This is a genomic window from Acetobacter sp. DsW_063 (assembly GCF_002153745.1).
Lineage (GTDB): Bacteria > Pseudomonadota > Alphaproteobacteria > Acetobacterales > Acetobacteraceae > Acetobacter.
This window is the reverse complement of sequence record NZ_JOPL01000011.1, coordinates 36,680-60,265: the sequence shown is the minus strand read 5'-3', so window position 1 is coordinate 60,265 and position 23,586 is coordinate 36,680. Positions and strand designations below refer to the sequence as shown.

At 62.9% G+C, this 23,586-nt stretch carries 22 protein-coding genes; 16 read left to right on the top strand and 6 right to left on the bottom strand.

Annotated features, from left to right (window positions below; translation table 11 throughout):
* Positions 1–30 precede the first annotated feature (30 nt).
* From tagH to tagF, 5 genes are read left to right on the top strand one after another with little or no spacing between them, the layout of a single operon-like run.
* A complete protein-coding gene (tagH, locus tag HK28_RS02760; RefSeq protein ID WP_086643091.1) occupies positions 31–1,554 on the top strand; it encodes a type VI secretion system-associated FHA domain protein TagH in 1,524 nt (507 codons plus the stop codon).
* On the top strand, positions 1,551–2,876 hold the full coding sequence (tssK, locus tag HK28_RS02755) for a type VI secretion system baseplate subunit TssK (RefSeq protein WP_086643090.1): 1,326 nt from the start codon (positions 1,551–1,553) through the stop codon (positions 2,874–2,876). Before tagH ends, tssK begins: the two co-directional genes overlap by 4 nt.
* A complete protein-coding gene (gene icmH / locus HK28_RS02750) occupies positions 2,873–4,210 on the top strand; it encodes a type IVB secretion system protein IcmH/DotU (RefSeq protein WP_086643089.1) in 1,338 nt (445 codons plus the stop codon). The genes tssK and icmH overlap by 4 nt, the downstream gene beginning before the upstream one ends.
* Positions 4,207–7,635, top strand: coding sequence for a type VI secretion system membrane subunit TssM (tssM, locus tag HK28_RS02745; RefSeq protein WP_086643088.1), 3,429 nt, complete (start codon positions 4,207–4,209; stop codon positions 7,633–7,635). The genes icmH and tssM overlap by 4 nt, the downstream gene beginning before the upstream one ends.
* Complete coding sequence (gene tagF / locus HK28_RS02740; RefSeq protein WP_086643087.1) at positions 7,635–8,186, top strand: type VI secretion system-associated protein TagF; 552 nt, start codon at positions 7,635–7,637, stop codon at positions 8,184–8,186. The genes tssM and tagF overlap by 1 nt, the downstream gene beginning before the upstream one ends.
* Positions 8,187–8,214: 28 nt before the next feature.
* On the opposite strand, the gene HK28_RS02735 is transcribed toward tagF, so the two are convergent.
* Entirely contained in the window at positions 8,215–8,835 is a 621-nt protein-coding gene (locus HK28_RS02735) for a hypothetical protein (RefSeq protein ID WP_143217296.1), read from the bottom strand.
* 168 nt (positions 8,836–9,003) lie between these two features.
* Here HK28_RS02735 and HK28_RS02730 point away from each other — a divergent pair, with 168 nt between their 5' ends.
* From HK28_RS02730 to HK28_RS02695, 8 genes are all read left to right on the top strand, one after another.
* Complete coding sequence (locus HK28_RS02730) at positions 9,004–10,698, top strand: ATP-binding protein (RefSeq protein WP_086643085.1); 1,695 nt, start codon at positions 9,004–9,006, stop codon at positions 10,696–10,698.
* Between the two features lie 144 nt (positions 10,699–10,842).
* Positions 10,843–12,039, top strand: coding sequence for a peptidoglycan-binding domain-containing protein (locus HK28_RS02725; protein ID WP_086643084.1), 1,197 nt, complete (start codon positions 10,843–10,845; stop codon positions 12,037–12,039).
* Between the two features lie 4 nt (positions 12,040–12,043).
* Positions 12,044–12,901, top strand: a complete 858-nt coding sequence (locus HK28_RS02720) for a DUF3365 domain-containing protein (RefSeq protein ID WP_086643083.1) — start codon at positions 12,044–12,046, stop codon at positions 12,899–12,901.
* The gene (locus HK28_RS02715; RefSeq protein ID WP_086643082.1) at positions 12,898–14,502 is read left to right on the top strand and encodes a serine/threonine-protein kinase; all 1,605 of its coding nucleotides are present in this window, start codon (positions 12,898–12,900) and stop codon (positions 14,500–14,502) included. Before HK28_RS02720 ends, HK28_RS02715 begins: the two co-directional genes overlap by 4 nt.
* Positions 14,499–15,590 carry an FHA domain-containing protein gene (locus tag HK28_RS02710; protein WP_086643081.1) on the top strand — a complete coding sequence of 364 codons (1,092 nt, stop codon included), beginning with the start codon at positions 14,499–14,501 and terminating at the stop codon, positions 15,588–15,590. The genes HK28_RS02715 and HK28_RS02710 overlap by 4 nt, the downstream gene beginning before the upstream one ends.
* Positions 15,591–15,636: 46 nt before the next feature.
* The gene (locus tag HK28_RS02705) at positions 15,637–16,359 is read left to right on the top strand and encodes a PP2C family serine/threonine-protein phosphatase (RefSeq protein WP_086643080.1); all 723 of its coding nucleotides are present in this window, start codon (positions 15,637–15,639) and stop codon (positions 16,357–16,359) included.
* Entirely contained in the window at positions 16,356–17,177 is an 822-nt protein-coding gene (locus HK28_RS02700) for a response regulator (RefSeq protein ID WP_198945772.1), read from the top strand. The genes HK28_RS02705 and HK28_RS02700 overlap by 4 nt, the downstream gene beginning before the upstream one ends.
* A 419-nt stretch (positions 17,178–17,596) precedes the next feature.
* Positions 17,597–18,334 carry a M15 family metallopeptidase gene (locus HK28_RS02695; RefSeq protein ID WP_086643078.1) on the top strand — a complete coding sequence of 246 codons (738 nt, stop codon included), beginning with the start codon at positions 17,597–17,599 and terminating at the stop codon, positions 18,332–18,334.
* 15 nt (positions 18,335–18,349) lie between these two features.
* Here the strand turns inward: HK28_RS02695 and HK28_RS02690 are convergent, their stop codons facing one another.
* From HK28_RS02690 to HK28_RS02670, 5 genes are all read right to left on the bottom strand, one after another.
* Positions 18,350–18,823 (bottom strand): GNAT family N-acetyltransferase, encoded by a 474-nt coding sequence (locus HK28_RS02690; RefSeq protein WP_086643077.1) that lies wholly within the window; start codon positions 18,821–18,823, stop codon positions 18,350–18,352.
* Positions 18,820–19,536 carry a tRNA (adenosine(37)-N6)-threonylcarbamoyltransferase complex dimerization subunit type 1 TsaB gene (gene tsaB / locus HK28_RS02685; RefSeq protein WP_086643076.1) on the bottom strand — a complete coding sequence of 239 codons (717 nt, stop codon included), beginning with the start codon at positions 19,534–19,536 and terminating at the stop codon, positions 18,820–18,822. The genes HK28_RS02690 and tsaB overlap by 4 nt, the downstream gene beginning before the upstream one ends.
* Entirely contained in the window at positions 19,533–20,114 is a 582-nt protein-coding gene (locus HK28_RS02680; protein WP_086643107.1) for a malonic semialdehyde reductase, read from the bottom strand. Before HK28_RS02680 ends, tsaB begins: the two co-directional genes overlap by 4 nt.
* Positions 20,115–20,227: 113 nt before the next feature.
* The gene (locus HK28_RS02675) at positions 20,228–20,791 is read right to left on the bottom strand and encodes a NifU family protein (protein ID WP_026397425.1); all 564 of its coding nucleotides are present in this window, start codon (positions 20,789–20,791) and stop codon (positions 20,228–20,230) included.
* 195 nt (positions 20,792–20,986) lie between these two features.
* Entirely contained in the window at positions 20,987–21,229 is a 243-nt protein-coding gene (locus HK28_RS02670; RefSeq protein WP_158093369.1) for a hypothetical protein, read from the bottom strand.
* Between the two features lie 43 nt (positions 21,230–21,272).
* Here HK28_RS02670 and HK28_RS14395 point away from each other — a divergent pair, with 43 nt between their 5' ends.
* From HK28_RS14395 to HK28_RS02655, 3 genes are all read left to right on the top strand, one after another.
* Entirely contained in the window at positions 21,273–21,395 is a 123-nt protein-coding gene (locus HK28_RS14395) for a hypothetical protein (protein ID WP_255376445.1), read from the top strand.
* A 341-nt stretch (positions 21,396–21,736) separates the two neighbouring features.
* Positions 21,737–23,182: a sodium:solute symporter gene (locus HK28_RS02660; RefSeq protein ID WP_086643073.1), complete on the top strand. Its 1,446-nt coding sequence runs from the start codon at positions 21,737–21,739 to the stop codon at positions 23,180–23,182.
* 110 nt (positions 23,183–23,292) lie between these two features.
* Entirely contained in the window at positions 23,293–23,559 is a 267-nt protein-coding gene (locus HK28_RS02655) for a GNAT family N-acetyltransferase (protein WP_086643072.1), read from the top strand.
* Positions 23,560–23,586: the final 27 nt, after the last annotated feature.

Here is a 23,586-nt window from a genome sequence, read left to right as displayed (position 1 = left end):
TTCACACGGAGCAATGGGAGGAGATCGCACATGAAAAGCCTGATTCTCGCGGTGCATCGCGTCCCGACCGGTGTGAGCCTTCAGGATTTCAACGTTCAGAGCGACAGGGTCACGCTCGGGCGCGGCGCCGGGTGCGACTGGGTGCTGGTGGATCCTCAACGCCTGTTGTCCAAACGTCATTGCGAGATCGTGCGTCAGCAAGCACGCTGGATGGTGACCGATCTCAGCAGCAACGGCATGACAGTCAATGGTCGGTTGTTACCGCCGGGCGTGCCGTGCGAACTCCGCGACGGAGACCGTATAGGTTTTGGTAGTTACGAAATCGACGCGAAGCTGGTCGAGGCAGCGAACCCTTCAGGTGACGAGGCGACGCTCGGGGGCAAAGCCGCGGGCGGACGGTACCCGCCGAAGCCGATGACTCAGAACCGCGAAACCACGTTCGAAAGTGTGTTTGAGCAGGAGGCCGGGCCGGGCGCTTTCTTCGACCTGACAGGCTCAGGCATCCGATCAGACAAGCCGCGGACGCTGTCGATCGTTAATCCTTTCGATATCGCCTTGGGTGAGATTGAAACACCGCCCGTGCCCCGGACGAAAGGCGACTCTTTCACTCCAAGTGATGCGGTGTCGGATCTGGAGGCTTCGTTTACGCCGCCTAGGCCGACCTCGCTGCTGCTACCCGATGATTGGGAAGTCCCGCTGAGCGAAGGGCCTCCGGCAAGTGAGCGGCAATCATCCGCCCCGACGGAGCCCGGGGCGCTGCCGCCGCATCCGGCGCTCGACCCTACTTTGCCGTCCGGGCCACTTCCGGCAGCCGCCCCCTCGGCGGCGTCGCCGTTCGAGGCGCCGCTCCCGCATCACGCACCCGCGCCGCATCCGTCGTCACCTCATGCGCCGCAGCAGCTATCAGGGTATGCGCCTTCGCCACAATCTGGCGAAAATGAGAGTGTGGTCGCCGCTTTCTTTCGTGGAGCCGGAATTGACGGCGCGTCGGTCGAACAGCCCGCGCAGTTGATGGAGGAAATGGGACGGGCGTTTCGCGCGATGGTGACGGGTCTTCGACGGGCGATGATCGCGCGCGCCGAGATCAAGGGCGAATTTCGCATAGACCGGACCATGATCCAGCCGCACGGTAATAACCCGCTCAAATTCGCAATTGACGACGACGACGCGATAGCAGCTCTGCTCGGGGTCGGCCGCCGCACCGGCGTCAGTCCGTCAGGCGCGATCGCCGACACGATGGACGACATTCGCAAGCACGAAATCGCCGTGACGCGAGCGATGGAGGCCGCCGCCGAGGAGTTGCTGCGCAGCAACGGACCTGAAGCCGTGCTCGGGCGTCTGGCCTACGAACCCGGCAAACCGTTGTCGCTTCTTCGGCGGGCGAAAGCCTGGAACGCCTACGTGCAATCCCATGGGGAGGTCGCGCGTTCACTCGAGGAAAATATGGACGGGGTGTTCGGGCGGGCTTTCGGCAGGGCTTATGAGGCGGCCTTGCGCGACATTGGAGCCTCCGACCAGCGGGTTCTACGAGACGCGAAGGATAAAAGATCGTGAGTTGGGCCAATCGCGTTGTGTGGCAGGAGGGCATGTTCCTCCGCGCGCAGCATTTTCAGCAGCAGGACCGCTGGAGCAGCCAGGCTCTCGGTCGGGGCCTGACGATGCTGCGGCCCTACTCGTGGGGGTTCACCGAACTCGTCATCGCGCGGGATCTGCTCTCATCAGGCCGTTTCGGCCTCGCCTCCGCTGCGGGGCTTTTCGAGGACGGCACCCAGTTCTTCGCGCCGGATGAGTCCGAATTGCCTCAGCCTCTCCTTGCGCCGGACTCGGCGCGTGACGTGCTGGTGCATCTTGCGGTTCCCATTGCGGGTCCCGGCCGGGCGGAGTTTGGGGACGCAGGTCGGCCCGTCCGGTTTCAGGCCCGGGAAATGGATATCGACGACACCCATTCCGGGGCGACAGCGCAGGCGACGATTCAGATCGGACGTCTGGCGCCGCGTCTGATGCTCGATACGGACGACCGGGCCGGGTTTCTCTGCCTGCCCGTCGCGCGCATTGTCGAGGTGACGGCCGACCGGCGTGTCATTCTGGATCCGAACTGGATTCCGCCGGTCATCTCCTGCCACGTGTCGTCGGTGCTCGCGAACCTGCTCGTCGAACTCGTGGGGGTGCTGCATCAGCGTCGCGAAGCGATCGCCGCGCGTCTGACGGCGATAGGCGCGAAAAGCAACAGCGAGGTCACTGACTTCATGTTGCTGCAACGCATCAACGGCTGGCAGTCGCTGCTATCCCACCTGGCGGATACAGGGCGCATTCATCCCGAAGAGCTGTATCGGAAGTTCCTGGAAATGGCCGGGGAATTGGCGACGTTCACAGAGTCGTCCCGCCGTCCGGAGAGTTTCGAGACATATCGCCACGACGATCTGCAGCGTAGTTTCGCCCCGGTGACCGCCGCCATCCGTCGCTCGCTGTCGAGCGTGCTGGAGCAGACGGCGGTGCAAATTCCGTTGCGCGAGCATCGGCATGGCGTCAGGGTCGGAACGATCACCGACCGTACGATCCTTGTCGGCGGCTCCATCGTGCTCGTGGCCCACGCCGACGTGCCAAGCGAGACGCTCCGTCGGGATTTCCCGAAAACCGCGAAAATCGGCGCCGTCGAGCATATTCGTGAACTGGTCAATGTCGCGTTGCCGGGCATCGAGTTGCGTCTGCTGCCAGTGGCGCCGCGGCAGATGCCGTATATTCCCGGCGCGCAGTATTTCGAACTCGAGCGTCATTCGCCTCACTGGGAGGCGATGAAGCACTCAGGCGGCTTCGCCATTCACGTTTCCAATGATTTCCCGAATCTGATGCTTGAACTCTGGGCCATCCGCGCATGAGTGAATACGCAAATCCCTTCGCCGAGCCCGAGGACGACGATCGCACGGTCATCATGCCTCGCTCCGCCATATCTGCGCTTGCGCAACGCGCGAACGCGCCGGCGCAGACGGCGGCGTCCATGCCGGAAGCCGATTTCGCGTCTCTCGCAGGCACGGGAGAATCGCCGGTCATCTCCTTCGCAGGTCCGTTGCTTTCGCTGATCGCGCGGCTGCGCAATACGCTGACCGTTCCTGATCCCGGCACCCTGCGGGAACGCACGGTCGGTGAAATCCGGAGCTACGAGGCCGCGTTGCGCGAGGAGCGGATCGATCCTGATATGATCCGGATCGCTCATTACGTGCTTTGCGCCAGCCTGGACGATGTCGTGCAATGCACGCCCTGGGGCAGCCGTGGGCCGTGGGCCGACCTGTCGCTTACCTCGGCATTCCACCGTGATGTTAAAGGCGGTGAGCGGTTCTTTCAGATTCTTCGAAAGCTTCTTGGTAGCCCCAACGCGTTTCTGCCGTTGCTGGAGTTGATGTATCTTTGCATGTCGCTGGGCATGCAGGGCCAATACCGCCTTTCGCCACGTGGTCCTGCCGAGCTGGATCAGGCGCGGGAGGAGACCTACGCGACGATCATGCGCCTGAAGGGCTCGGCGCCCCGGGACTTGTCTCCGCACTGGATGGGGCTCGCTCGTCCGTTCCGCGCGCCGCGGTTCGAGACGCCGCTATGGCTGGCCGGGATTGTGGGCGTCGGGTTGCTCAGCGTTGTCTACGCCTTCGCGTCCTTTGGAATAGGCAGTTCCTCCGACGACCTGCTTTCGGCCGCCGCGCATCTGCCGCCAGCGACGATGGCGACGATCACCCGCGCCGGGCCGGAGACTCCGCCTCCGCCGACGCCTCAGCGTCCGGGTCTGCGCTCCCGCCTGATCGCGGCGCTGCAGGGTGACATCCAACAGGGGCATCTGTCAGTCGAAGGAACAGAGTCAGTTCCGATTGTTCGCCTGCAAAGTCAGGGAATGTTCGCATCCGGGCAGGCGACGGTTCTGCCGCAATATGTCGCTGTGCTGCGGCGTATCGGCGATGCAATTGGGCGCAACGAAGGTAAGACGCGGGTCGAAGGCTACACCGACACCCAACCGATCCATTCGCTTGTCTTCCCGTCCAACTATGATCTCGCTCTGGCGCGCGCGCGGGCTGCGGCGGAAATTCTCTCGCCGTATATCGGCGGAGATCGCGTTACGGCGATTGGCATGGGCGATCAGTCGCCAATAGGCGACAACAGCAACGAACAAGGACGACGGGCGAACCGTCGCGTCGAGATCACGGTGGACGGAACTTCCGGTCAATGAGTCAGGTTTTGTCGTTGCTGCGGATGCTGTTTCGCAACCGCTGGTCCACCGCCTTCGGCATAGCCGTGATGATCGGCACGATGCTGTGGTTCTATCTGCCGTTCGTGCCATTTTTCGCGCCGACATTGCGTCGTGCGATAGCCGTCGCGGCCGCTTGTCTGATCGTTGCAGCGGTGACGTATGTGCTTCATCGCCGCCGCCGTACAGAGGAGAGCAAGGTCCGGGACGCCCTGATCGACAAGAAGGAAGGGCAGCAGGACGAGCAGGCGGCGAACGACGAAGTCCGGGCCCTGCGGAAGAAACTTCAGGAGGCGATCGTCGCTCTGCGTCGGCGCGGCGTGCGTCGCCTCTACGAACTGCCATGGTATATCCTGATCGGACCGCCGGGATCCGGCAAAACCACATCGCTGCGTCACTCGGGCCTGCATTTCCCGCTTGAGAAGGATGGGGACGAGGCGCTTCGCGGCGTTGGCGGCACGCGTCTGTGCGACTGGTGGTTCGCCGAGGAGGCGGTGCTGATCGACACCGCCGGTCGCTATACCACGCAGGATTCTGATCGCGCCGTCGATCGCGCGGGTTGGCTCGGCTTTCTCGACGCTCTGCGCAAGGCGCGTCCGCGTCAGCCGGTCAACGGGTTGCTGGTGATGATTTCGCTCGTCGAGATCATCGAGGCGACGCCTGAGACGCTTGAGGCCCATGCGCGCCAGATTCGGCTTCGAATCAACGAGGTGACCGAACGGCTAGGCATGAGGATTCCGGTCTATCTCATGTTCAACAAGGCGGATCGCCTCGCGGGTTTCGACGCGTTTTTCGATGATCTCGACAGCAAATCCCGCGAGCAGGTCTGGGGCATGACCTTCCGGCTGGAGCAGGGGCAGGACGCGTTTCTCGAGGAGTTTCGATTGTTGCTCGGAAGGCTGGAGGCGCGTCTGATCGAGCGTCTGCAGGCCGAGCGCGGCGCCGACAGGCGCGCGTTGATCAGCGGCTTTCCGCTACAAGTCGCAAGCCTTCTCGAGCCGCTGTCGTCGTTTCTTCAGATCGGCTTCAGCGGCAGTCGCGTCGATCAGGCCCCTTTGGTGCGCGGCGTCTATTTCACGTCAGCGACGCAGGTCGGCGCTCCGCTCGACCGGCTTGCAGGCGCGCTCGTCAAGTCGTTTGGGATCGACCAGAAACGTGTGGGTGCGCCCGAAGGTAACCGGGGCAGAGCCTACTTCCTCACCCGGCTTATTCGCGAAGTGGTGCTCGGTGAGGCGCTGCTCGTCTCGCAGGCGCCGGATCGCTACAGGCTCAGGCGAATGGTGCGGTCGTCGGCTCTCGCGGCGCTCGTTTTTTGCACGGTCGTCGGTCTTGTGCTGATCTGGCGCGCAGAGATGGAGGCGCGCGCCATGGTGCAGCAGCGTCTTGAGATATTTGCGGCTTATCGCGACGCGGTGACGCCGCTCGCGGGTAAGGCGGTGGATAGCGACGCGGATCTGGTGCAGGTCTGCGACGTACTCGATAAAATCTCAGCGGCGCAGCAGCCGCAACCGGATCGTCTGGCCCGATTTTTTCATCTGGCGCCGCGCGGCGCGATCGACGACGCGGGCAGGTCGGCGTACGAGAACGCCTTGCGGCGTCAGTTCTATCCGCGACTGGTCTGGCGGGTAGAGCACGAGATGCGCCAGCACATGCACGACCCTGGCGTGCTTTACGAAGCGACGCGTGTCTATCTGCTGCTCGGTGGCCTTGGTCCGCGCGAGCCAGGTATCGTCGAGGATTGGTTCCGCCAGGCATGGGGCGGACTTTTCCCGGGTTCCCTCAATGTCGCGTTACGTGAGCGGCTCGACCATCATCTGGACGCGCTTTTGGCGCTGCCGCCGCCAGCGGAGGCGCATCTCGACGGGGATCTTATCCGTCAGGCGCGCATCGCCTTCGGTCACGTGACGCCTGCGGAAAGAATCTACGGACGTCTCCGCGCGGGCGCGCTGCCTGCCGATATTCACGCGTGGTCGCCCGCAGGCGTGCTGGGCGCAGTGGCTGATACTGTTTTCTCCCGGCGTAGCGGCGCGCCGATGACGGACGGCGTGCCCGCTTTCTATACCGGTCAGGGTTTCGCGGTCGCGGTCAGAAAGGACCTGCCGTCTGCGGCCCGTGCGGTAGCGGATGAGTCCTGGGTGGTCGGTCGCGATCCGGACGTGACCGTCAACGGATCGGCTGTCGGAGGATTGGAGTCCGAAGTCGCGCAGCTTTGGGTCGACGACGCGCGCAAGCATTGGGATCGCGTCCTCAACGATCTTTCGCTGCGGCTGACGGGGGACCGTTCACAGGTGGAAAGCAGCTTGTATATGCTGTCTTCGCCGCAATCGCCCTTGCGCGATATGGTGGCGTCCATTGCCGATGCACAGACCGTACCGATGCCGAAGCCGCCCCAGAGTAAGGAGCAGGGCGCTGGTGCGGCGGTGGCCCAGCAGGGTCCGCTTGATCCGATGGATGTTGTCGCCGCGTCATGGAATGACAGCAACAAGCCACTTTTTTCACTGATTCATCCTGAGGGATCGGGAGCCCCGGCGATCGAAACGCTTCTCAGGCTTATCGGGCAGCTCAGCGATGAATTGTCGCGGGGCGTCGCTTCGCCCGGCGCCCTGCCGATGACGGCGGGCGCGTCTTTGGATCCTGCGCAGCGGCTGCGTACAGAGGCGTCGCGCCAGCCCGAACCTGTCGCGACATGGTTGCAGCAGATCGCCGAATCCGGCGGCTCGGCGCTTGGTCAGGCGGCGCGGCAATCGGCGTCCGGGGCATTTAACGGCGCCGAGGGTCCGGGAAAGGCATGCACCGCGTTGGTTAAGAACCACTTTCCGTTCGACGTGGAAGCTACGACGGACGCGCCGCTGGATGGTTTCGTGCGGGTATTCGCGCCGGGAGGTCTGCTCGACCAGTATTTTCAGACGTCTGTCGCTCCTTACACGGACCAGAGCGGCACCACTTGGCGGCTCCATCCGACAGGCGGCGTCACGCCGCCGTTCACGGCGCAGCAACTCGCCGCTTTCCAGCGTACCGCCGCGATCCGCAAGGCGTTTTTCCCGGCGGGAGGCGCGCCGTTCGTATCGTTCCCGATAAGTCTGAAAAGTTCGCCCGAATTTTCTCTCTCGCTCGGCGCGGCGACGGTACATCCTGACGCTACGGCGCATCTGACGTGGCCTGGGTCCGACGGTCTCTCGCCGGCGACCATCACGCGCACGCGAAAGGACGGCGCGCAGACTTTGGCGCAGGCGCAGGGCCCGTGGGCGCCGTTTCGTCTTCTGCAGCAGGGCTTTCAGCAACCCGCCGAAGGCGGTCAGCGAGTGTTCCTGTTCCCGGACGGCGAGGAAGTGCACGTTACCGTTCCGTCGGATGGGGCCTTCGTTTTCGATCTTCTGCGTGGATTCTCCTGCCCGGCGGTTCCGTAATGATTGCGCCTTATGTCGGATATTACGGAAAGCTGCCTTCCAGAGGCGATTTTTTGCGGGGCGGCCTGCCGGACGACATGAACGACCGGCTGCATGACTGGATTACCCACCAGATTGCCGGATCTCGTGAGCGGCTGGGGGACGCGTTCGAAGAAGTCTGGCACGCCGCGCCGTTCTGGCATTTTACGATCATGTCGGGGCAACTGAGTCCGAATTGCGCCGTGACTGGCGTATGGGCCCCTAGCGTCGACAAGGTCGGTCGTTGCTTCCCGTTCGTTCTGGCGATCGTTCATGATCCGCGAGACGTGCTGTATCGCGCGCTGGCGCCGTTCAGCGACGTCGTAAGGGATGCGATTGCTTCAGGGAAAGACCCCGATGTCGTCGATCAGGAGATAACTCGGCTGTGCGGTTACCCTTGGCCGTCGGCTCCGCCTGAGAGAGATATCTGGTGGCTGGAGACGCATTCCGGACCACCGGTCACGCTGCGTTGCGCGCTTCCGGTCGATCAGGCGTTCGACTGGTTGCTCACGACCCCCGACAGAGGGCGGTGATCGTGAGCGTCGAGCGTTGGTGGTCGTATTACTGCGCGCCGGAAGCAGGGGCGTTTCCAGACGCGGTCTCGCCCGGAGCCGCAGCAGCAGTCGCGTCGGCAGGGGCGTCCTGAAGGTGTTCGACAGTCCGTTGCGCGAAAAGATCGAAAACCGAGGGTTCGGTCGTCTGACTGGCGTCCGAGGCGTTCTTGGGCTTCGTTTTCGGCGGCGTGGCGGAGACGGAAACGTCGAAGGATTTTTCGATCGAGAGATCCGTCGCGTGCCCGTTCCTTACTGTTTCATGCGCAATGACGGCAGTCGCCGGTCCCGGCGTCCAATGGCGCTTGCCGTTACGAAGACGGGTCGAAATCTGCGAGTGATGCACGCTTTGCACTTCGGCCTCGAGCACGTGATCGACAGGCGAGGCGTCCGTCACAACGGAGGCGGCGACGCCGCTGGACACCAGCGCCGCGCTCAGCGGACCGGCAATGGCCGCGGCGTCTGCGTCGCTGGCGCCGGTAACGGCGACGCGCCAAGTCTGCGGTGTTTTCTCTTGGTGAGCAGACTTGCTCGCGTCATCCGCGCATCCGGCGAGAGACAGGGCCAGAAGCAGCGCTCCGGACCAGCAGCCGTTATGGACCAGATGATTGGAACGACTGGACGTTGTCATGATTGTATTGGCCTCAAGGACGATGAATACTCGGGAGAGATGACACAAGGAAATATTGCGGTCAATTGGCCGGTAATGAGTGCTCAGTTTCAAGAATTTTTCGTTATATCTGAATATTGGACGTGTAAGCGGATGGGCGGGCTGTGAAGCCCGTGCCATGAATTGAGAATGTCGACCCGAATTCCTTCAGGACTGATTGCGGCCAAGGGTGGTCGTGGCGCTTATCAGAGTGTGGCGGCCAGTCTGGCGGCTGCGCATTCAGCCGAACTCGCCGACGCTATTGACGACGCGCTTTGTGTGCTCGGGGCGTGCTGCTCCGCACGAAGCGTCGCTTTGACCTCTCCGGGACGCCCGATACGAAAAGCATGGCTGGCGCCGGAAACACCGGCGCCAGCCGAGCTTGGAGAGGCTCTGCGTGCGTTCGCGGCGGAGCGCGCGAAGGACGCGGTCGCGGAGCGTGCGCTGGTTCTGGACCCGGAAGCGAAGGGGGAAGGAGAGCGGAGGCTTGCGCGGCTGGGGCTTCTTTACGTGCATCTGGTTCCCGTTCGCGGTCGACACGATGTAGCGGGTCTTTTGTTGCTGTGCCGGTCGTCGCGGCCATGGCGAGATCGTTTCGGGCCTGGCGGTCCGCATGCGCCGACCGAAGCGCGGCAGATCGCCGAGCTGATCGGACTTGCGCTGGAGCGCAACCGACTTTCGGAAGAGCGGGGTGAGGTAAAGCGCCGCCTGCGGCAGTCGCAGCGTCTCGAAATTGCCGGCGCCACGGCGGCTGGTATGGCGCATAATCTGAACAATGTGCTTGCGGCGATGTTGGGACATACGGAAACGGCGCTGGAGGCGTCGCGGGGGAACGCACCGGTCTACAACGCTGTGCTGTCGATCAAGAACGCCGGCGAGCGGGCTGGCGAGTTAATTGAGAATCTTCTCGGTGTTGGTCGACGGGATTTCGTCGAGAAGGTGGTTCAGCTTGGGTCACTGTGCGAGGAGACGATTCTCCTCGTGCGGCCGTCGATTCCAACCCGCATCCGTCTCGAACTTCGCGAACGTAGTGACGGAGCGGAAACGATAGGTCGGGTCGAGGAGATCCAGCAGGTCCTGTTCAATCTCATCCGAAATGCGGCGCAGGCGATTGCGAACGAGGGCGAAGTCGTATTGACGCTGGAGACGCGCAGCGGCAACCCTTCGCTCGCCATGCAGATAGGGGCCTTGGCTTCGCGCGAATATGTCGTGCTGGAAGTTCGGGATTCAGGGATCGGGATAGACGCGGTCGCTCGCCTCGAAATTTTCCGACCATTCTATACGACGCGCCCCGCCGGCACGGGGCTCGGCCTCTCCACTGTGGCGGACATTGTCTCGGAGCATGGAGGAGCCCTGCGCGTGCTGGATGCGCCAGGCGGCGGTAGCGTGTTCGAAGTGTGGTTTCTGACGCATGACGAGGCTGCCCGGACTGTCTTCCTGCCAAGGGGGGAGGGGGAGCCGGTCCTCGTCGTCGCCGAACGTGCAGTCCGTGAAAGAATCGAGGATGTCGTTGCTGCGCTGGGTTACGAGCCTCTGGGCCTGTCGCATCCGCGAGAGGCGCTGAGGGTCATCGAGGGGGATCCCGATAACTATCACGCCGTGTTCCTTTGCACCGACCTTATAGAGCTGGATGATTATTTTTTTCTTGCGGAACGCTTTCACTCCGTATGCCCGACACTGCCGCTGACTATACTGACGCCTGGCCGGACGCCGCCAACGTTGCTGGGCGGCGTGTCCGGGCGGCAGGTTTGGCTCGCCGGATTGGACAGCAGCACCTCAATTGCCGCGGCGCTGCGATTGATGTTCGGCTCGGGCGATGGATCGAGAGGGGCAGGGCGTGAGTGAGGTGTTTCATACGCGAGTGAACGGTTGTTTGCGTGATACTGAAAACCTATACTCAGGAGCTGGACGATTTTTGTCTCCGGCGGGCGTGAGCTTCGATTTATTTATTGCGTGGTTCGCACAGGTTTGACGGAGGCTTTTCGACTCATGATGTTTCGTCCCCTTTCGCGCCTCCCTCGCCGGGCGTCTTTTGCAGCGCTTCTGCTGGGTGCGGCTTTGGGAGGTTCCGCTTACGCCGAGCCCGTCTCCGCCACGTTGATCAACCTGCCTACTGTTGAAACTCTGCCGAAACTCAGCGGTTGCGCTGCAAAAATGCCACTGCTGCAAGCGAGCTTAAAAGCCGCCGGGGTGCCGACTCGCCTTCTTGAATCGCCCGATGCGAACGGGGTCCGCGCCGCGATGATGGCCGCGTCCCTTGATGCGAGCCGCACGCCGCAACTGCTGGTGGTTTGTGGATACGGGGCCGTCCGCGGCGGCCGCCTGTTTCTGCTTCCGAGCGGCACGCCGATCGCTACCGAAGACCTGTCTCGCGGCGCGATGAGCGCTACAGCGTTTTCCAGAATCGTTCAGCCGAACGGCGGCGTCATTCTGGATCTACACCCGCTTTCGGCTGACCCGCCGCTAGGAAACGCCGTCGCCCAGTGGCGCTCCGATCCTGCGATCGGGGGGCGGAAGCTCGGGGGCGTTGACGAAGACGCCAACGGCGCTAGCGTCATAGATACCCTCATCACCACGGCACTGCGCGGCGCCGACGCATTCTTCCCGGGCGTGTTCCTCCCGGCTGTGGCCTCCCCCCAGCCGTACGCTGCGGATAGTTCCGCAGCAGGTGGCGCTCTTGCCGGTGCGCCTGCCGCTGCGGCGGTTACTTCGCAGGGCGCGACAACGCCTTCGCAAGTTGCGCCATCGGGTGCTCCAGCCCCGGCTAAACCGACGACGCCTGTCGTCGCGCCGCCTCCCGTAACGTCATCACCTGAGGCGGTCGCGGGCGCTACGAAGCCGGCGGTCATTACTCCGCCGCCAGCTCCAGCGCCTTCGCCAGTCCCTGTTGCAGCGGCTGAAGAAAAACCAGCGGCTGCAGCAGAAGGTTCTGCAGCAAGCGCGCCCTCGGTTGCAGCTGCTGCGCCGGTAGCCTCGCCGCCGAAACGCGTCGTGCCGCCGAAGACGGATCCGGCTGTGCGTAATGCGCAATTAGCGCTGCTCGCCAAGGGTTTCTATTCCGGTCAGGTGACCGGTTACGACAGCGCTGCGACGCACGCTGCGATCAAGCGGCTGCAAGCCGTGCTCGGGCACCCCGTGACAGGAAAGCTCTCGCCCGAAGAGTCCCAGCAACTGATGGGCGAGTGACATAATGACCCTGCGTCTCAAGGTTAACATCGCATTCGCCGCCGTTGCGGCGGCAGGACTGGTCCTTTTGTGGTTTGTGCTCGGGTATAGCCTGAGCGGAGACCGCATCACGGAGGCCACGCGTGAAGCGCGTATATTGACGGCGCAGGCTGACGCGATCGCCCAATATACGGACAAGGAAGTCGCACCGCTTCTGAGTGGCGCAGATCGGGGCGGCGCGCTTTTTCTCCCGCCAGCGGCGTCGTTCTACGCTGTTGAGGCGAACGCGAAGCTCCTTGAGAAGCTGGCGCCGGGCGTGCGTCTTCGCCGGGTCGTGCTTGACCCGACCAATGCGGACGACACTCCTGACGAGTGGGAGCGTGATGCGATCTCCGAATTGCGCGGCCCGCGTGACGGCCAGCAATTCACCGAGGTCACTCCGGACGGAAGCATTGCTCTCGTCACGCCTCTAAAGATGCGGCCCGGCGCATGTGCGACGTGTTATTCTTCGCTGGACGCCGCTCCGGCTGGCGTGCGCGACGCTTTTGGCGGAGCCAAGGGGTTCAATCGGCAGCCTGGCGAAATCGTCGGCGCCACGATCGCCACCGTGTCGCTCCCGCCAACGTCATCTGCTTTCTATTGGACTTTCGGCGCTGTCGCCTGCATCATTCTCGCTCTGTGGGTCGCCGCGAACGTCGTTCTGGAGTTGCTTGTGCTTCGCCCGATCGCGCGGGTTTCGGCCATTGCTGAAAGCGTCTCTCTTGGCCGTGCGGGCGTCGTTGAGTTCGATGTTCCGAAGACGGGCGAGTTGAGCATTCTGACTGCGTCGTTCAATCGCTTGCGGCGCAGCATGGAGAGCGCCATGGCTCTGCTCGAATCATGACTGCGACCGCGACGACGACGCATATGCCGGAACGCATCGGGCGTTTCCGGCTACAGTCCATGCTGGGCCGCGGCGCCATGGGCGTCGTCTACAAGGGGCATGACGAGGAAATCGACCGTCCGGTCGCGATCAAGCTGATACGCGCCGATCTTCTCGATAGCGCGGAACGTGAAAGCTATTTCAAGCGCTTTCGTAATGAAGCGAAGATCGCCGGACGATGCGTTCACGCGAACATCGTCGGTTTGTACGATTTCTCGCTTCACGAGAACAACCCTTACCTCGTCATGGAGTACGTCAACGGGGTTGGTCTGCAACAGGCCATTCCACGCGGCTCGCAGCGCCCTGTCGAAGAGGTGATGCCGATAGCGCTGCAGGTGCTCGACGCGCTGCAATACGCACACGAGCGCGGCATTGTTCACCGCGATATCAAGCCTGCGAACATTCTGCTGACGCCGCAGTCGAAGTTGAAAATCACCGATTTCGGAATTTCGCGCCTGACCAGCGCGGAGATGACGCTGACGCCGTTGTTGATCGGCACGCCGAGCTACATGTCGCCCGAGCAGTGCATGGGCTCCGCACTCGACGGCCGTTCGGATCTGTTTTCTCTAGGGTGTGTCGTCTACGAACTGCTCGCCGGGCAGAGGCCATTCACGGGCTCGAATTACACCGACACGATCCTGAGCATCATCAACAAGCCGCATGTGCCTCTGTCCTCCCTGCGAGACGATTTGCCGCAAGGCTTGAGCGAGGCGATAGACCGCGCGCTGGCCAAGCGCCCGGAAGACCGCTTCGCGGACGCCGACGCCTTCTCACAGGCGCTGCATGATGCGAGCAACATCCGCTCTCCAAGCCCGCCGCCTCTAGCGCAGACGCTGAAAAGCGTCGTTGCCGGGCATACGTCCGGCTTGGGGCATGATTCGGACGAAACTATCGTCGCGCCGCCTCTTGATCCGACATTGGGAACTTCTGGAGGGACTTCTGGCGCGTATAGCTCTGGCGACTACAGGCCGGCCGTCAGTGCGCCTGAGGAATACCAGCACTACACGCACCACGAGACAGTCGAGCCTGCCGAAACGCCAGCCTATGAAGCGGCTCCCGAATCCGAGCCGTCTGAGGCGGTGTTCGAGAGCGAACAAGGTGTATCCGACTGGTCTGCGTGGGAGGGCGATGCAGAGGCTTCGGCGCATGTGTCGGAGACGCACACTTCCGTTGTGCAGGATCAGGTAATCCATACGACTGACGATATCGTGGATTACGCCTCTGAGTCGGTTGCAGAGACGCCGATCGTTGTCGAGCCTGCCGTCGAGCAGGTCTCCGAACCTCCGACGCCAGCGGAGAGTTTTGATGAGGCTGGATGGCAACGGTGCTGCGAGTGGACTGCCCGCTGCTTGACCTACGTGCTCGGCCCCATCGGACCCACTGTCGTCGCGCGCATGGCTGCGCGAAGCAACTCGCCGCTGACGCTGGTCAGTGAGTGCGCCGGGTTTATCCGCCATCAAAATGAGCGGGACGAGTTTCTGCGTCTGATCGGGAAAGGACCGGCCGATGTGCGTCGGACGATCGGACAAGCGCCGACCGGTGGTCGGAGGGAGGCGTCATGACGATGCTTGTCCTGTCCATGACGAGCGCTCCAAAAGGGGTACAGCTTGAAACTCGTTGCGTTTCCAGCGGATATTTCTCCATTGGCCGCGACGCTACGAACGACTGGGTATTGGCCGACCCTCACCGCCAGCTTTCTCGGCGACATTGCCTCTTCCAGCAGGACGAGGACGGCTGGTCGTTGTCGGATATGAGCCGTAACGGCATTTCGTTTGATCAGGGCGGCGGCTCCTCCCGTGTCGGCGCTACGCCGCGCAGGTTGGGTCGTGGGGATCGCATAAAAGCTGGCGGCTATGAACTGGTCGTCGATCTGCAGGAGGACGAAAGCTCCTTCAGAATCATGCCATTGCCCGGTTTCGTCGCTGACGCCATCAAGGGGTTGCGGGCGAGCGCTACGGCCACTGCGGCCGCCATGCCGCCGCCGCGCGCGCCCAGACGCGCCGGTGGCAAGGACGTACAGGACGACACGGTGGAATTGCCGCGCATCACGGCTTCCCCGAGGCGGGCTCCTGCGCCTGAAGCTCCTGCCAGTCCGGACGCGTTGCTGGAGATACTTGGCCTTGACGGAACGAACGTCACCGACGTGCGGCGTTCGGTAATTCTGTACAGGCTGAGTGCGTCGATGGAGGCGTTCGTCAGGGGGTTGCGGCGTCTGACCCGGTCCAGTCTGGATGGAATTGAGACGGACCGCCGTCGTCGCGCGTTGTCGACATGGCGGAAATCGCCGCTGGCTGAAGATGCTGACGACGGGCAGGTTCTTCGCTGGATTGCGGGTTTGCGGAATGGCCGGGCCGAAGCGCCGGAACTGGCGATAGCGGATGCGTTTGACGAAATGCAGCGCCATCTGGTGTGCGTTGACCGGGCCTATCGTCGCTGCGCGCGCGGTGTGATCGAGGTGCTCGATCCTGATTACCTGCCTGGTCAGGATACGGCTCAGGCCGCAGATATGCTGACGCCGTGGAGACGTCTGAGAGCTACGGCCTTGTTGCGCAAGCGTCACCGGCGGTTGCGTTCGAATTTCGACGCGCTGTTCGACGCCGAGTTCACACGCGCTTATCAGGAAGAGTGGGAGAGGATGACACCGCGGTGAGAAGGCGCGACCAGAGCTGCTTTTGCGGCGCACGGGGGCTGCGCCCATGAATCCGATTGCTGAGTACAGCTACCACGCGACCGATCCGGGCGCGTTCAGGAGCGAGAATCAGGACGCGTTGATCAGTCGGCCCTCGCTTGGGGTTTACGCAGTCGCGGACGGCGCTGGCGGGCATCGGGACGGACGGTGGGCGGCCAACACCGTTATCGACGCGATTGCAGCCATTCCGGAAGGTTTGCCGCCGTCGCAGCGTCTTTCTGCAATTCGTCAGAGCATCGCGCACGCGCATGACACGTTGCGTCAGGCGGCCGGGGAATGCGAGGACCCTCGAGGCGCGGCGGCGACTACCGTCGCTGTGCTGCTGCTGGAAGGCGATTATTTCGTGGTGCTGTGGGTGGGTGACTCACGCGTCTATCTCCTGCGTGACGGTGAACTGATCCAGCTCACGCACGATCATACGCTGGTCCAGCAGATGGTGGATTCGGGCGCCATTATGTCGCGCGAAGGACGTAATCACCCGCACGCTAACGTCATAACTCGGGCGGTCGGCAGTTCTGATCCGGAACTGGCCATCGACAAGCGTACCGGCACAGTTCTTCCCGGTGACCGCTTCCTGTTATGCAGCGACGGTCTTCTGAAAACCATGGACGACGACGAGATTTGTCACGCTCTGGGGCAGGACGGGGATGTCGCCGGGGCGATGGTGGCGACCGCGTTGCGCAGGCGAGCGCGGGACAATGTATCGGCCGTTGTGGTGGTGCGTCCGTGACCGTGGCGCCGCAGGTCTCCGAGGGGGCGGACGTCACCCCCGACAACGGGATAACTGCGGCGACCGTGATCCTGATCGACGACGACCATGAATTTCGCAAGGCCATAGGCGACTATCTGGAATCGAACGGCGTTAATATCGTCGCGATGGCGGGTGTCGCCGATATAACCGCTCGGGAACTGGATCTTTCCCAGTGTGTCATCGTCCTGGATATGCAGCTTGGCGATGCCGATGGCCTCGACGTGATGCGTAGATTCCGCGACGTCACCGATGCGCCGATCATTCTTATGACAGGGCATCGCAAGGCTGAGATCGACAGGGTAGTCGGGTTGGAACTGGGGGCCGACGATTATCTGATCAAGCCCTTCAGCCCGCGTGAGTTGCTGGCTCGCATTCGGGTCGTTGGACGTCGGCATGACACATTGCGAATGGCGCGTGACGAGCATGCCGGGCGCGGCGCAGAGAAGCGCGTGGAGCCCGAGCCGCCGCGCGTCTATCGTTTCGGCGGATGGAGGCTGGATCGGCGTGGCCGCCAGATGACGGATCCGTCTGGCAACGTGGTCAGTCTGACCAAGGGAGATTTCAATCTTCTTGTCGCGTTCCTCGATGCGGCTGGAAAGACGTTGTCTCGTGAATATCTCCTGAACGCGACGCGGGTGCACGAAGACGTGTTCGACAGGAGCATAGACGTTCAGATTCTCCGGTTACGCCGTCGGTTCGACAATGGCGGCGGCGCCGCCGGGCAGGACGGGCGCAGCATCATCCGAACAGAGCGGGGCGCCGGTTATGTTTTTACGATTCCGGTCGAGGCCGATTAAACTGTTTCCGCAAGCCGTATGATGATCGCCAATGCTCTGTGACGTTCTCTCGCGGATGCAGTGATTCGTTCGGGCGATTCATTTCATGTAAAAAATCTCTGTCGGTGTGCTGCGGCAGAATCGCTGGTCATGGCGCGGCTTATTCAGTCGCTTTCATTGCCCTCGCTGCAGTGCAACCTTGGCGTCGGCGGATTCCGGTCGGCGTCGCACGACCTTTTCCCAAAGCGCGGCAAGCCGTTCGAATAAGGGCGATCTTTTATCGTGGGTTTGCGCGCAAAAGGTTTTCAGACGGCGGTAATTCGCGTGCGCCACGACGTTTTTGGGAGTATTGTTTCGAAACCGTTTTTATGTGACCAAGTGGTTCGACGCGTCTGGGCCAAATCGAACGGCGTTCGGCCGTGATTGTCTGGAAAGTTTGTATGCGGAACATTATTTTGAAAATCGTAACCGGAGTGACGGCGATGACGATGATGACCGCCGTAGCATGCGCCGAGGCTATGCCCGTTTTTCAAATACAGCCCCTGAAACCGCTCTCGACGCTGCTTCCCGAGGCGCTGCGAGCCACCCCGCCTGCGCCGCGTGGCGACGAGCGGGAGCCGGATCTCGTGGAATTGACGACGCTCGATCCAGACTTTCATCTCGATATTCGCTACGCGACGTCGCGCAATTTTCTGGGCGAGCCGCTCTATTCGCAGGCGCGGGCTTTTCTCGAACGCCCGGCGGCGGAAGCGCTCGCTCGCGTGCTGAAAGCCCTCAAGGCGCAAGGGTATGGGCTGTTGATCTTCGACGGTTACAGACCATGGTATGTAACGAAACTGTTCTGGGACGCCACTCCTTCCGACAAGCACATGTTCGTCGCAGATCCGGCGCTGGGATCGATGCACAATCGCGGCTGCGCCGTCGATCTTTCGCTGTATGATCTGAAAACTGGTCAGCCTGTTGAAATGCCCAGCGGATACGACGAGATGACGCGTCGCGCTTATGCGGATTACGCGGGCGGTACGGAGGCGCAAAATGCTGCGCGAGCGCTGTTGCGTGACGCCATGGCGCGAGAGGGCTTCACGCAGCTTCCCGAGGAATGGTGGCATTTCGACTACCGCGACTGGCGGCTCTACCCGGTGCAGAATATCCGTTTCGAGGATATCCCAGCTAAATAAATAATTTTTCCTCGGTTAAGGGGGCGTTCGCGTCTCGTATGTCATCGTCTCGGCGTCTGACCCGTCTTCGTAATAGTGGCGTCGTAGACCTGTCGCGACGAAGCCCGTATCGAGATAAAGGCGCTTGGCGGCGTCGTTGAGAATGGAGACTTCAAGGAAAATTCTGGCGACGCCATTGTTTTGCGCATGCTCTTGCAGCGCCTGAACAAGCCCACGCGCAACGCCGCGCCGACGGGAGGAACGAGCAACGGCGATCGTGAGAATTTCGGCTTCGTCGGCGATGCAGCGCGCCACGAGGAGGCCTGCAGGTTCTCCGCCAACTGACGCCAGCAGGCAAAATGCGCCGCGCAGGCTGAGAAGCGTGGTGAAATCCGACGTCGACCAGTGCTCCCGCCCGCTGAAGCCATCCGCATGCAGCGTCGACAGGATTTCGGCGAATGGAGGCCCGACCTCCTGGACGATTGGGGGTTGGTTGGCCGGAGTCGTCAAACCGGCATAGACCTCAAGCCGCCTGCAGGTTTGCTGGCTTCAGGTTGGTCGACGTAGAGCGGCAGCGGCGCGCGAAATGGCGACGAATTCTGGAACTGTGCGACCGCGGCGCGTGCGATCTGCACACAATCCGTGCCGGTTTGCACGGCGAGCGACAGGGCATTGGCGTCGAATGCGCCGATTACGTCTGCTGCGGCGTCTCCCGCCAGAAGCCACTGGCCTTGAGGGGGCACCCACCCGGCGCTCTCAACCGCTCGGGCTTCGCTGATCTGGTTATTGGCCTCGCACTGCTCAACGAACCAGCGGCCGCTCCGTGCGCCATAGAGAGCAATCCAGCCATCAAGGCGTTCGGCGGTTACAGCGGCGTTCAGCACCTCAGACAGCGCCTCGCCTCTCGTGACGCCGATTACGGGTACGCCGACGCCCAACCCCAGACCCGACGCCAATGCGCAGGATGTCCGCAAGCCAGTGAAGGAGCCGGGGCCGACGCACACGGCGATCAGATCGGGAGCGTGCGGCTCCACTGCGCGGAGACATGTCCGTAGCATGTCGGCCATGGCGGCAATTCCGTCGTGACCTGCGCGTACCTCGTCGTGAAGGGGCGTCGCCTCACGGTTATCGGCGATTCGCACTGCGGCCACGCGTGCGCCGACCTGCGCGCCTGCGGGAGAGGCGTCTAGAACAATGACGGTTAGAGCGGCAGGGGCGGTCACAGCAGGCGACAGGCCTCGTCGAACTGCAGGCGCGCCGCGCGGGACGTGTCCAGCGGTTCGCCGTGACCGAGGCAGATAAGGAAATTGGCGCGCCAGCCGTCGCTTGCAAGAAACGTGTCTTCGACCAACGCCCCGTCAAAGCCCGACATGGGCAGTGCGTCGAGGCCGAGCGCGCGCGCAGCGAGGATGAGATAGGCGCCCTGCAGCGATCCGTTGCGGAATGCGGTTTCTTCAGAAAGGCCGACATCGGCCGCGAACCAGCTCCGCAGATCCGGTTCCGGGTTCAGGTGGGACAACTGATCGAAGAACAGCGGGTCGTGCGCGACGATGACGACCACTGGCGCCGCGAGGGCTTTCTCGACATTGCCTTCGGAAAGTGCGGGACGCAGGCGCTCTTTCGCGTCCTGCGTCGTAAGGAAGACGAAGCGCCCCGGCGAGCAATTGCCCGAGGTCGGGGCCATCTTCAGCAGGTCGTAAAGCGCCCGCAGCGTCTCTTCGCTGACGGGTTCTCCGGTCCAGCGCGCAGGCGTTCTGGCGTCCCGGAAGAGGAGATCGAGAGCGCTGTCATCCACTGGCATAAGGCTGTCCCTGGCGATCGGGGCCGCGCCGGATGAGGCGGCCTGCGGAACGCTCAATACCCCCGCAGGAAAGCGCGTGCCAGAGGGCGCTTTCCAAAGCGAGGCGCGAGAGGTCAGCCCATGACCTGTTCGACGGAGACGATTTCCGGAACGTAATGGCGCAGCATGTTCTCCACGCCGTGCTTCAGGGTCGCGCCCGAGGACGGGCAGCCCGAACAGGCGCCCTGCATGCTGAGCCGAACGACGCCATCACGATAGCCGCGAAACACGATGTCGCCGCCGTCGCTGGCGACCGCCGGCCGGACGCGCGTGTCGAGCAGTTCCTTGATCTGCTGCACGATCTCCTCGTCGCCGGGCGCGATCGGGTCCTCGATCGTCGCGGCGTCGTTTTCGACGGCCGGGCGCCCGGATACGAAATGATCGACCAGCGCGGTCAGGACCAGCGGCTTCAGTGTGCTCCAGTCTTCATCGTCGCTCTTCGTGACCGATACGAAATCCGAACCCATGAACACGCGGGAGACGCCAGGAAGCGCGAACAGGGCTTCGGCGAGGGGCGAGCGGCCCGAAACGGCATCAGCGTCAATGAAATCGACGGTTCCCGCGTCGCCGGTGACGTCGCGTCCCGGGAGGAATTTCAGGGTGGCGGGATTGGGCGTGCCTTCGGTCTCGATGAACATTGATGGCTCCTGTGTCGACCCGTGCGCCTCGGTCAGAACGGCTGGAACGTCAGGGTCGGTAAAGTCCGGGTCGTTTAATTAAGGACGGAAACAGTCCTGTATGGCTTTCCAGATGTGGCGCCCGGTCGTCGAAGGCAAGGCCCGGCGTCGGAATATCAGCGTCGCGGCACCGTGATGCGGATCGTGGACGGGGGCTTAGCGGCCCCGAATGACGAGCCGGGGCGGCGGGATGACGACCGGCGTCGGCTCGACCAAAGTCACGGCGATTGGCGGCGGCGGCGGGAAGGTTTTGTGTGTCTTCACGACATCGACCGGAATGTCGACGATCGACATGACGGTCTTACGTGCCGGTCGGTGGCTGAGCGCCCAGATGCCGACGACGTAGACGACGGCGAGCACAGCCATTACGGCAAGCTTCATCCCCTTGGGCTTGCGCATTTTCGGCAGGTCGGGAGGTGGTTGAAAACGCCGGATGGGTGGCATGGTCTCGCAGACTGTGTTCGGCGGCGGCGTTGGCCGTCGGCGCCATGTTCGATTTCGGCAGAGCGCACGAGATGACTGGCTTGCGATTTCGCAACCGCCTTACCCGGCGCGGCGCGCCTGAATCACGCACGCGCGACCGCTTCCATGCGATTTCTAAGATGAATCGGATTGAGCCGCAAACCGGATGTGTGGGTTGCGGCGGGGGCTGCGCCGATTCGCTATCGCAAGGATTTGCCTTTGGCCGCCGACCGGGGCCAAGTATGCGCCGCGTAACCGGTTTCGCGCTCATTGCGCCGGACGGTGAAGTCTAAAATCACAACAACCAGACAGAGCGGATTCATTGAACGGACAAGAGGCGGCGCCAGCGCGCGCGGCGAAAATACGCCGGATTGACGGAGAGCCGTCGGCCGGTCACCCCAGAAAAGAGTGCGACTGCTTTTTGGTAGCGCTTGGGCGGCGCGCATGACGGGACTGCTCGATCCCGTGGTGATCCTCGCCTGGCTTGTCGCCCTGACCGCAGGCTCGCTGTGGATGTCGCGCGCTTCACGGACCGGGGCGGATCTCGTCGAGGCGCACCACGATCTTCCCGCCTGGGCGATCTGTCTGTCGATTGTCGCCACCGAAACCTCGACGCTGACGGTGATCAGCATCCCCGGCATCGCCTATGGGCACGGTTTCGTCTTCGTCGGGCTGGGGGCGGGATACTTGCTCGGTCGTTTCGCTGTCGCGCGCGTGATGCTGCCGCTTTATATGCGCGGAGATCTGGCGAGCGCGTATGATTACCTGGGGCTGCGTTTTGGTCCCGCTATGCAGCGTCTGGCCTCGGTCACGTTTCTTCTCACCCGGCTTCTCGCCGAAGGCGTCCGGCTTTTCGCCGCCACTCTGCCGGTTTGCGCGCTTCTTGCTGCACGAGGGCTCCCCCTTTCGCCGCTTACGGTGCTGGTCGGTATGACGGCGCTGACGGCCGTGTACACCGCCATCGGCGGGTTGCGCGCGGTGGTCTGGTCGGACACGGCGCAGTTCACGCTTTACGCGTTCGGCGCGGCGATATCCGCGTGGCTGTTGTGGCGCGGGCTGGATGCAACGCAGCAGGGGGCTATCTGGAACTCGGGGCGGCTCGCGGTTTTTGGATTTCATGACGCCGTGCTGACCAGCCCTTACGCGCCGGTCACGGCCATCGTTGGCGGAGCGCTGCTGGCTATGGCCTCGCACGGAGCCGATCAACTTATGGTGCAACGCGCGATGGCGGCGCGGTCGCTGCGCGACGCGCAGCGGGCGATGGTCGCCAGTGCGGTCGTCGTGACCGCGCTGTTCGCGCTGCTGTCGCTCTGTGGTGTGTTGTTGTGGGCGCGTGAGGGTGGGCGCGCCTTGGCCGATATGGGCTTCCGGTCGCCGGACGAACTGTTTCCGCGCTTCATCGTGCAGGATCTGCCGCCGGGGCTGTCGGGTCTGCTGGTCGCGGGCGTCATCAGCGCGACGATGGGGTCCCTGTCGTCGGCGCTCAACGCCATGACAGGCTCTACTCTGTCGGACCTGTTGGGACGTCGCGACGAAAGCAGGTTTCTTGCGCGCGCTGTGACGGCGTTCTGGGCGGTGGCGCTGATCGCGGCGGCGCTGGCGTTCGCCGGATCGTCGCATTCGGCGCTGGTGTTCGGATTGCAGATCGCCGGGTATTCTTACGGGGCGTTGCTGGGCGCATTTCTTCTGGGGCTGGTCGTGCGCGGCGCGCAGGAGCGAGCGGCGATGGCGGCGTTTCTTGCGACGATCGTCGTGATGGCGATGATCATCGGGTTCGTACGTCCCGGTGGCGCGACCATAGCGTTCCCGTGGTTGGTTCCGCTCGGCGTTTGTGTCACCTTTCTCGTGGGTGCTCCATTGACGATGTTGAGTCGGCGTGGGCGCGCCTAGGGCGTCCTCCTGTCGGTAGATATCGACTGATTGGATGGGCCCTTTACTTAAGCGCCGACGCGAGCGGATCAGGTTCGTGTCGCAAGGTGCGGCTGGGAAGGTGAGCGTCGATGACGATCGTCGATAATGTAAGCCAGAATCGTTTTGAAACGACCATGGAAGGCCATCTGGCCACGCTGATTTATGAGCGTAGCGGCGACGCGCTGGTCATCCAGCATACGTTGGTGCCCGACGCGCTTGGCGGCCGAGGCGTGGGCTCAGCTTTGGTGAGCGCCGCCGTGGACGCTGCGCGTGCAGAAAAACGTTCGATCGTTTCACATTGTTCTTTTGCGACGGTGTGGCTGAAGCGTCACGGAATCGAAACCCGCTCGGGGTGAGGCAGTACGATAGTTTCTGGTTGGAAA

Excerpts from the sequence above, each read along its gene's own strand:
- tagH (WP_086643091.1), top strand. The coding sequence starts at position 31 with ATGAAAAGCCTGATTCTCGCGGTGCATCGCGTCCCGACCGGTGTGAGC.
- icmH (WP_086643089.1), top strand. The coding sequence starts at position 2,873 with ATGAGTGAATACGCAAATCCCTTCGCCGAGCCCGAGGACGACGATCGC.
- tssM (WP_086643088.1), top strand. The coding sequence starts at position 4,207 with ATGAGTCAGGTTTTGTCGTTGCTGCGGATGCTGTTTCGCAACCGCTGG.
- tagF (WP_086643087.1), top strand. The coding sequence starts at position 7,635 with ATGATTGCGCCTTATGTCGGATATTACGGAAAGCTGCCTTCCAGAGGC.
- HK28_RS02735 (WP_143217296.1), bottom strand. The coding sequence starts at position 8,835 with ATGACAACGTCCAGTCGTTCCAATCATCTGGTCCATAACGGCTGCTGG.
- HK28_RS02730 (WP_086643085.1), top strand. The coding sequence starts at position 9,004 with ATGTCGACCCGAATTCCTTCAGGACTGATTGCGGCCAAGGGTGGTCGT.
- HK28_RS02725 (WP_086643084.1), top strand. The coding sequence starts at position 10,843 with ATGATGTTTCGTCCCCTTTCGCGCCTCCCTCGCCGGGCGTCTTTTGCA.
- HK28_RS02720 (WP_086643083.1), top strand. The coding sequence starts at position 12,044 with ATGACCCTGCGTCTCAAGGTTAACATCGCATTCGCCGCCGTTGCGGCG.
- HK28_RS02715 (WP_086643082.1), top strand. The coding sequence starts at position 12,898 with ATGACTGCGACCGCGACGACGACGCATATGCCGGAACGCATCGGGCGT.
- HK28_RS02710 (WP_086643081.1), top strand. The coding sequence starts at position 14,499 with ATGACGATGCTTGTCCTGTCCATGACGAGCGCTCCAAAAGGGGTACAG.
- HK28_RS02705 (WP_086643080.1), top strand. The coding sequence starts at position 15,637 with ATGAATCCGATTGCTGAGTACAGCTACCACGCGACCGATCCGGGCGCG.
- HK28_RS02695 (WP_086643078.1), top strand. The coding sequence starts at position 17,597 with ATGCGGAACATTATTTTGAAAATCGTAACCGGAGTGACGGCGATGACG.
- HK28_RS02680 (WP_086643107.1), bottom strand. The coding sequence starts at position 20,114 with ATGCCAGTGGATGACAGCGCTCTCGATCTCCTCTTCCGGGACGCCAGA.
- HK28_RS02675 (WP_026397425.1), bottom strand. The coding sequence starts at position 20,791 with ATGTTCATCGAGACCGAAGGCACGCCCAATCCCGCCACCCTGAAATTC.
- HK28_RS02670 (WP_158093369.1), bottom strand. The coding sequence starts at position 21,229 with ATGCGCAAGCCCAAGGGGATGAAGCTTGCCGTAATGGCTGTGCTCGCC.
- HK28_RS14395 (WP_255376445.1), top strand. The coding sequence starts at position 21,273 with ATGGTCTCGCAGACTGTGTTCGGCGGCGGCGTTGGCCGTCGGCGCCAT.
- HK28_RS02660 (WP_086643073.1), top strand. The coding sequence starts at position 21,737 with ATGACGGGACTGCTCGATCCCGTGGTGATCCTCGCCTGGCTTGTCGCC.
- HK28_RS02655 (WP_086643072.1), top strand. The coding sequence starts at position 23,293 with ATGACGATCGTCGATAATGTAAGCCAGAATCGTTTTGAAACGACCATG.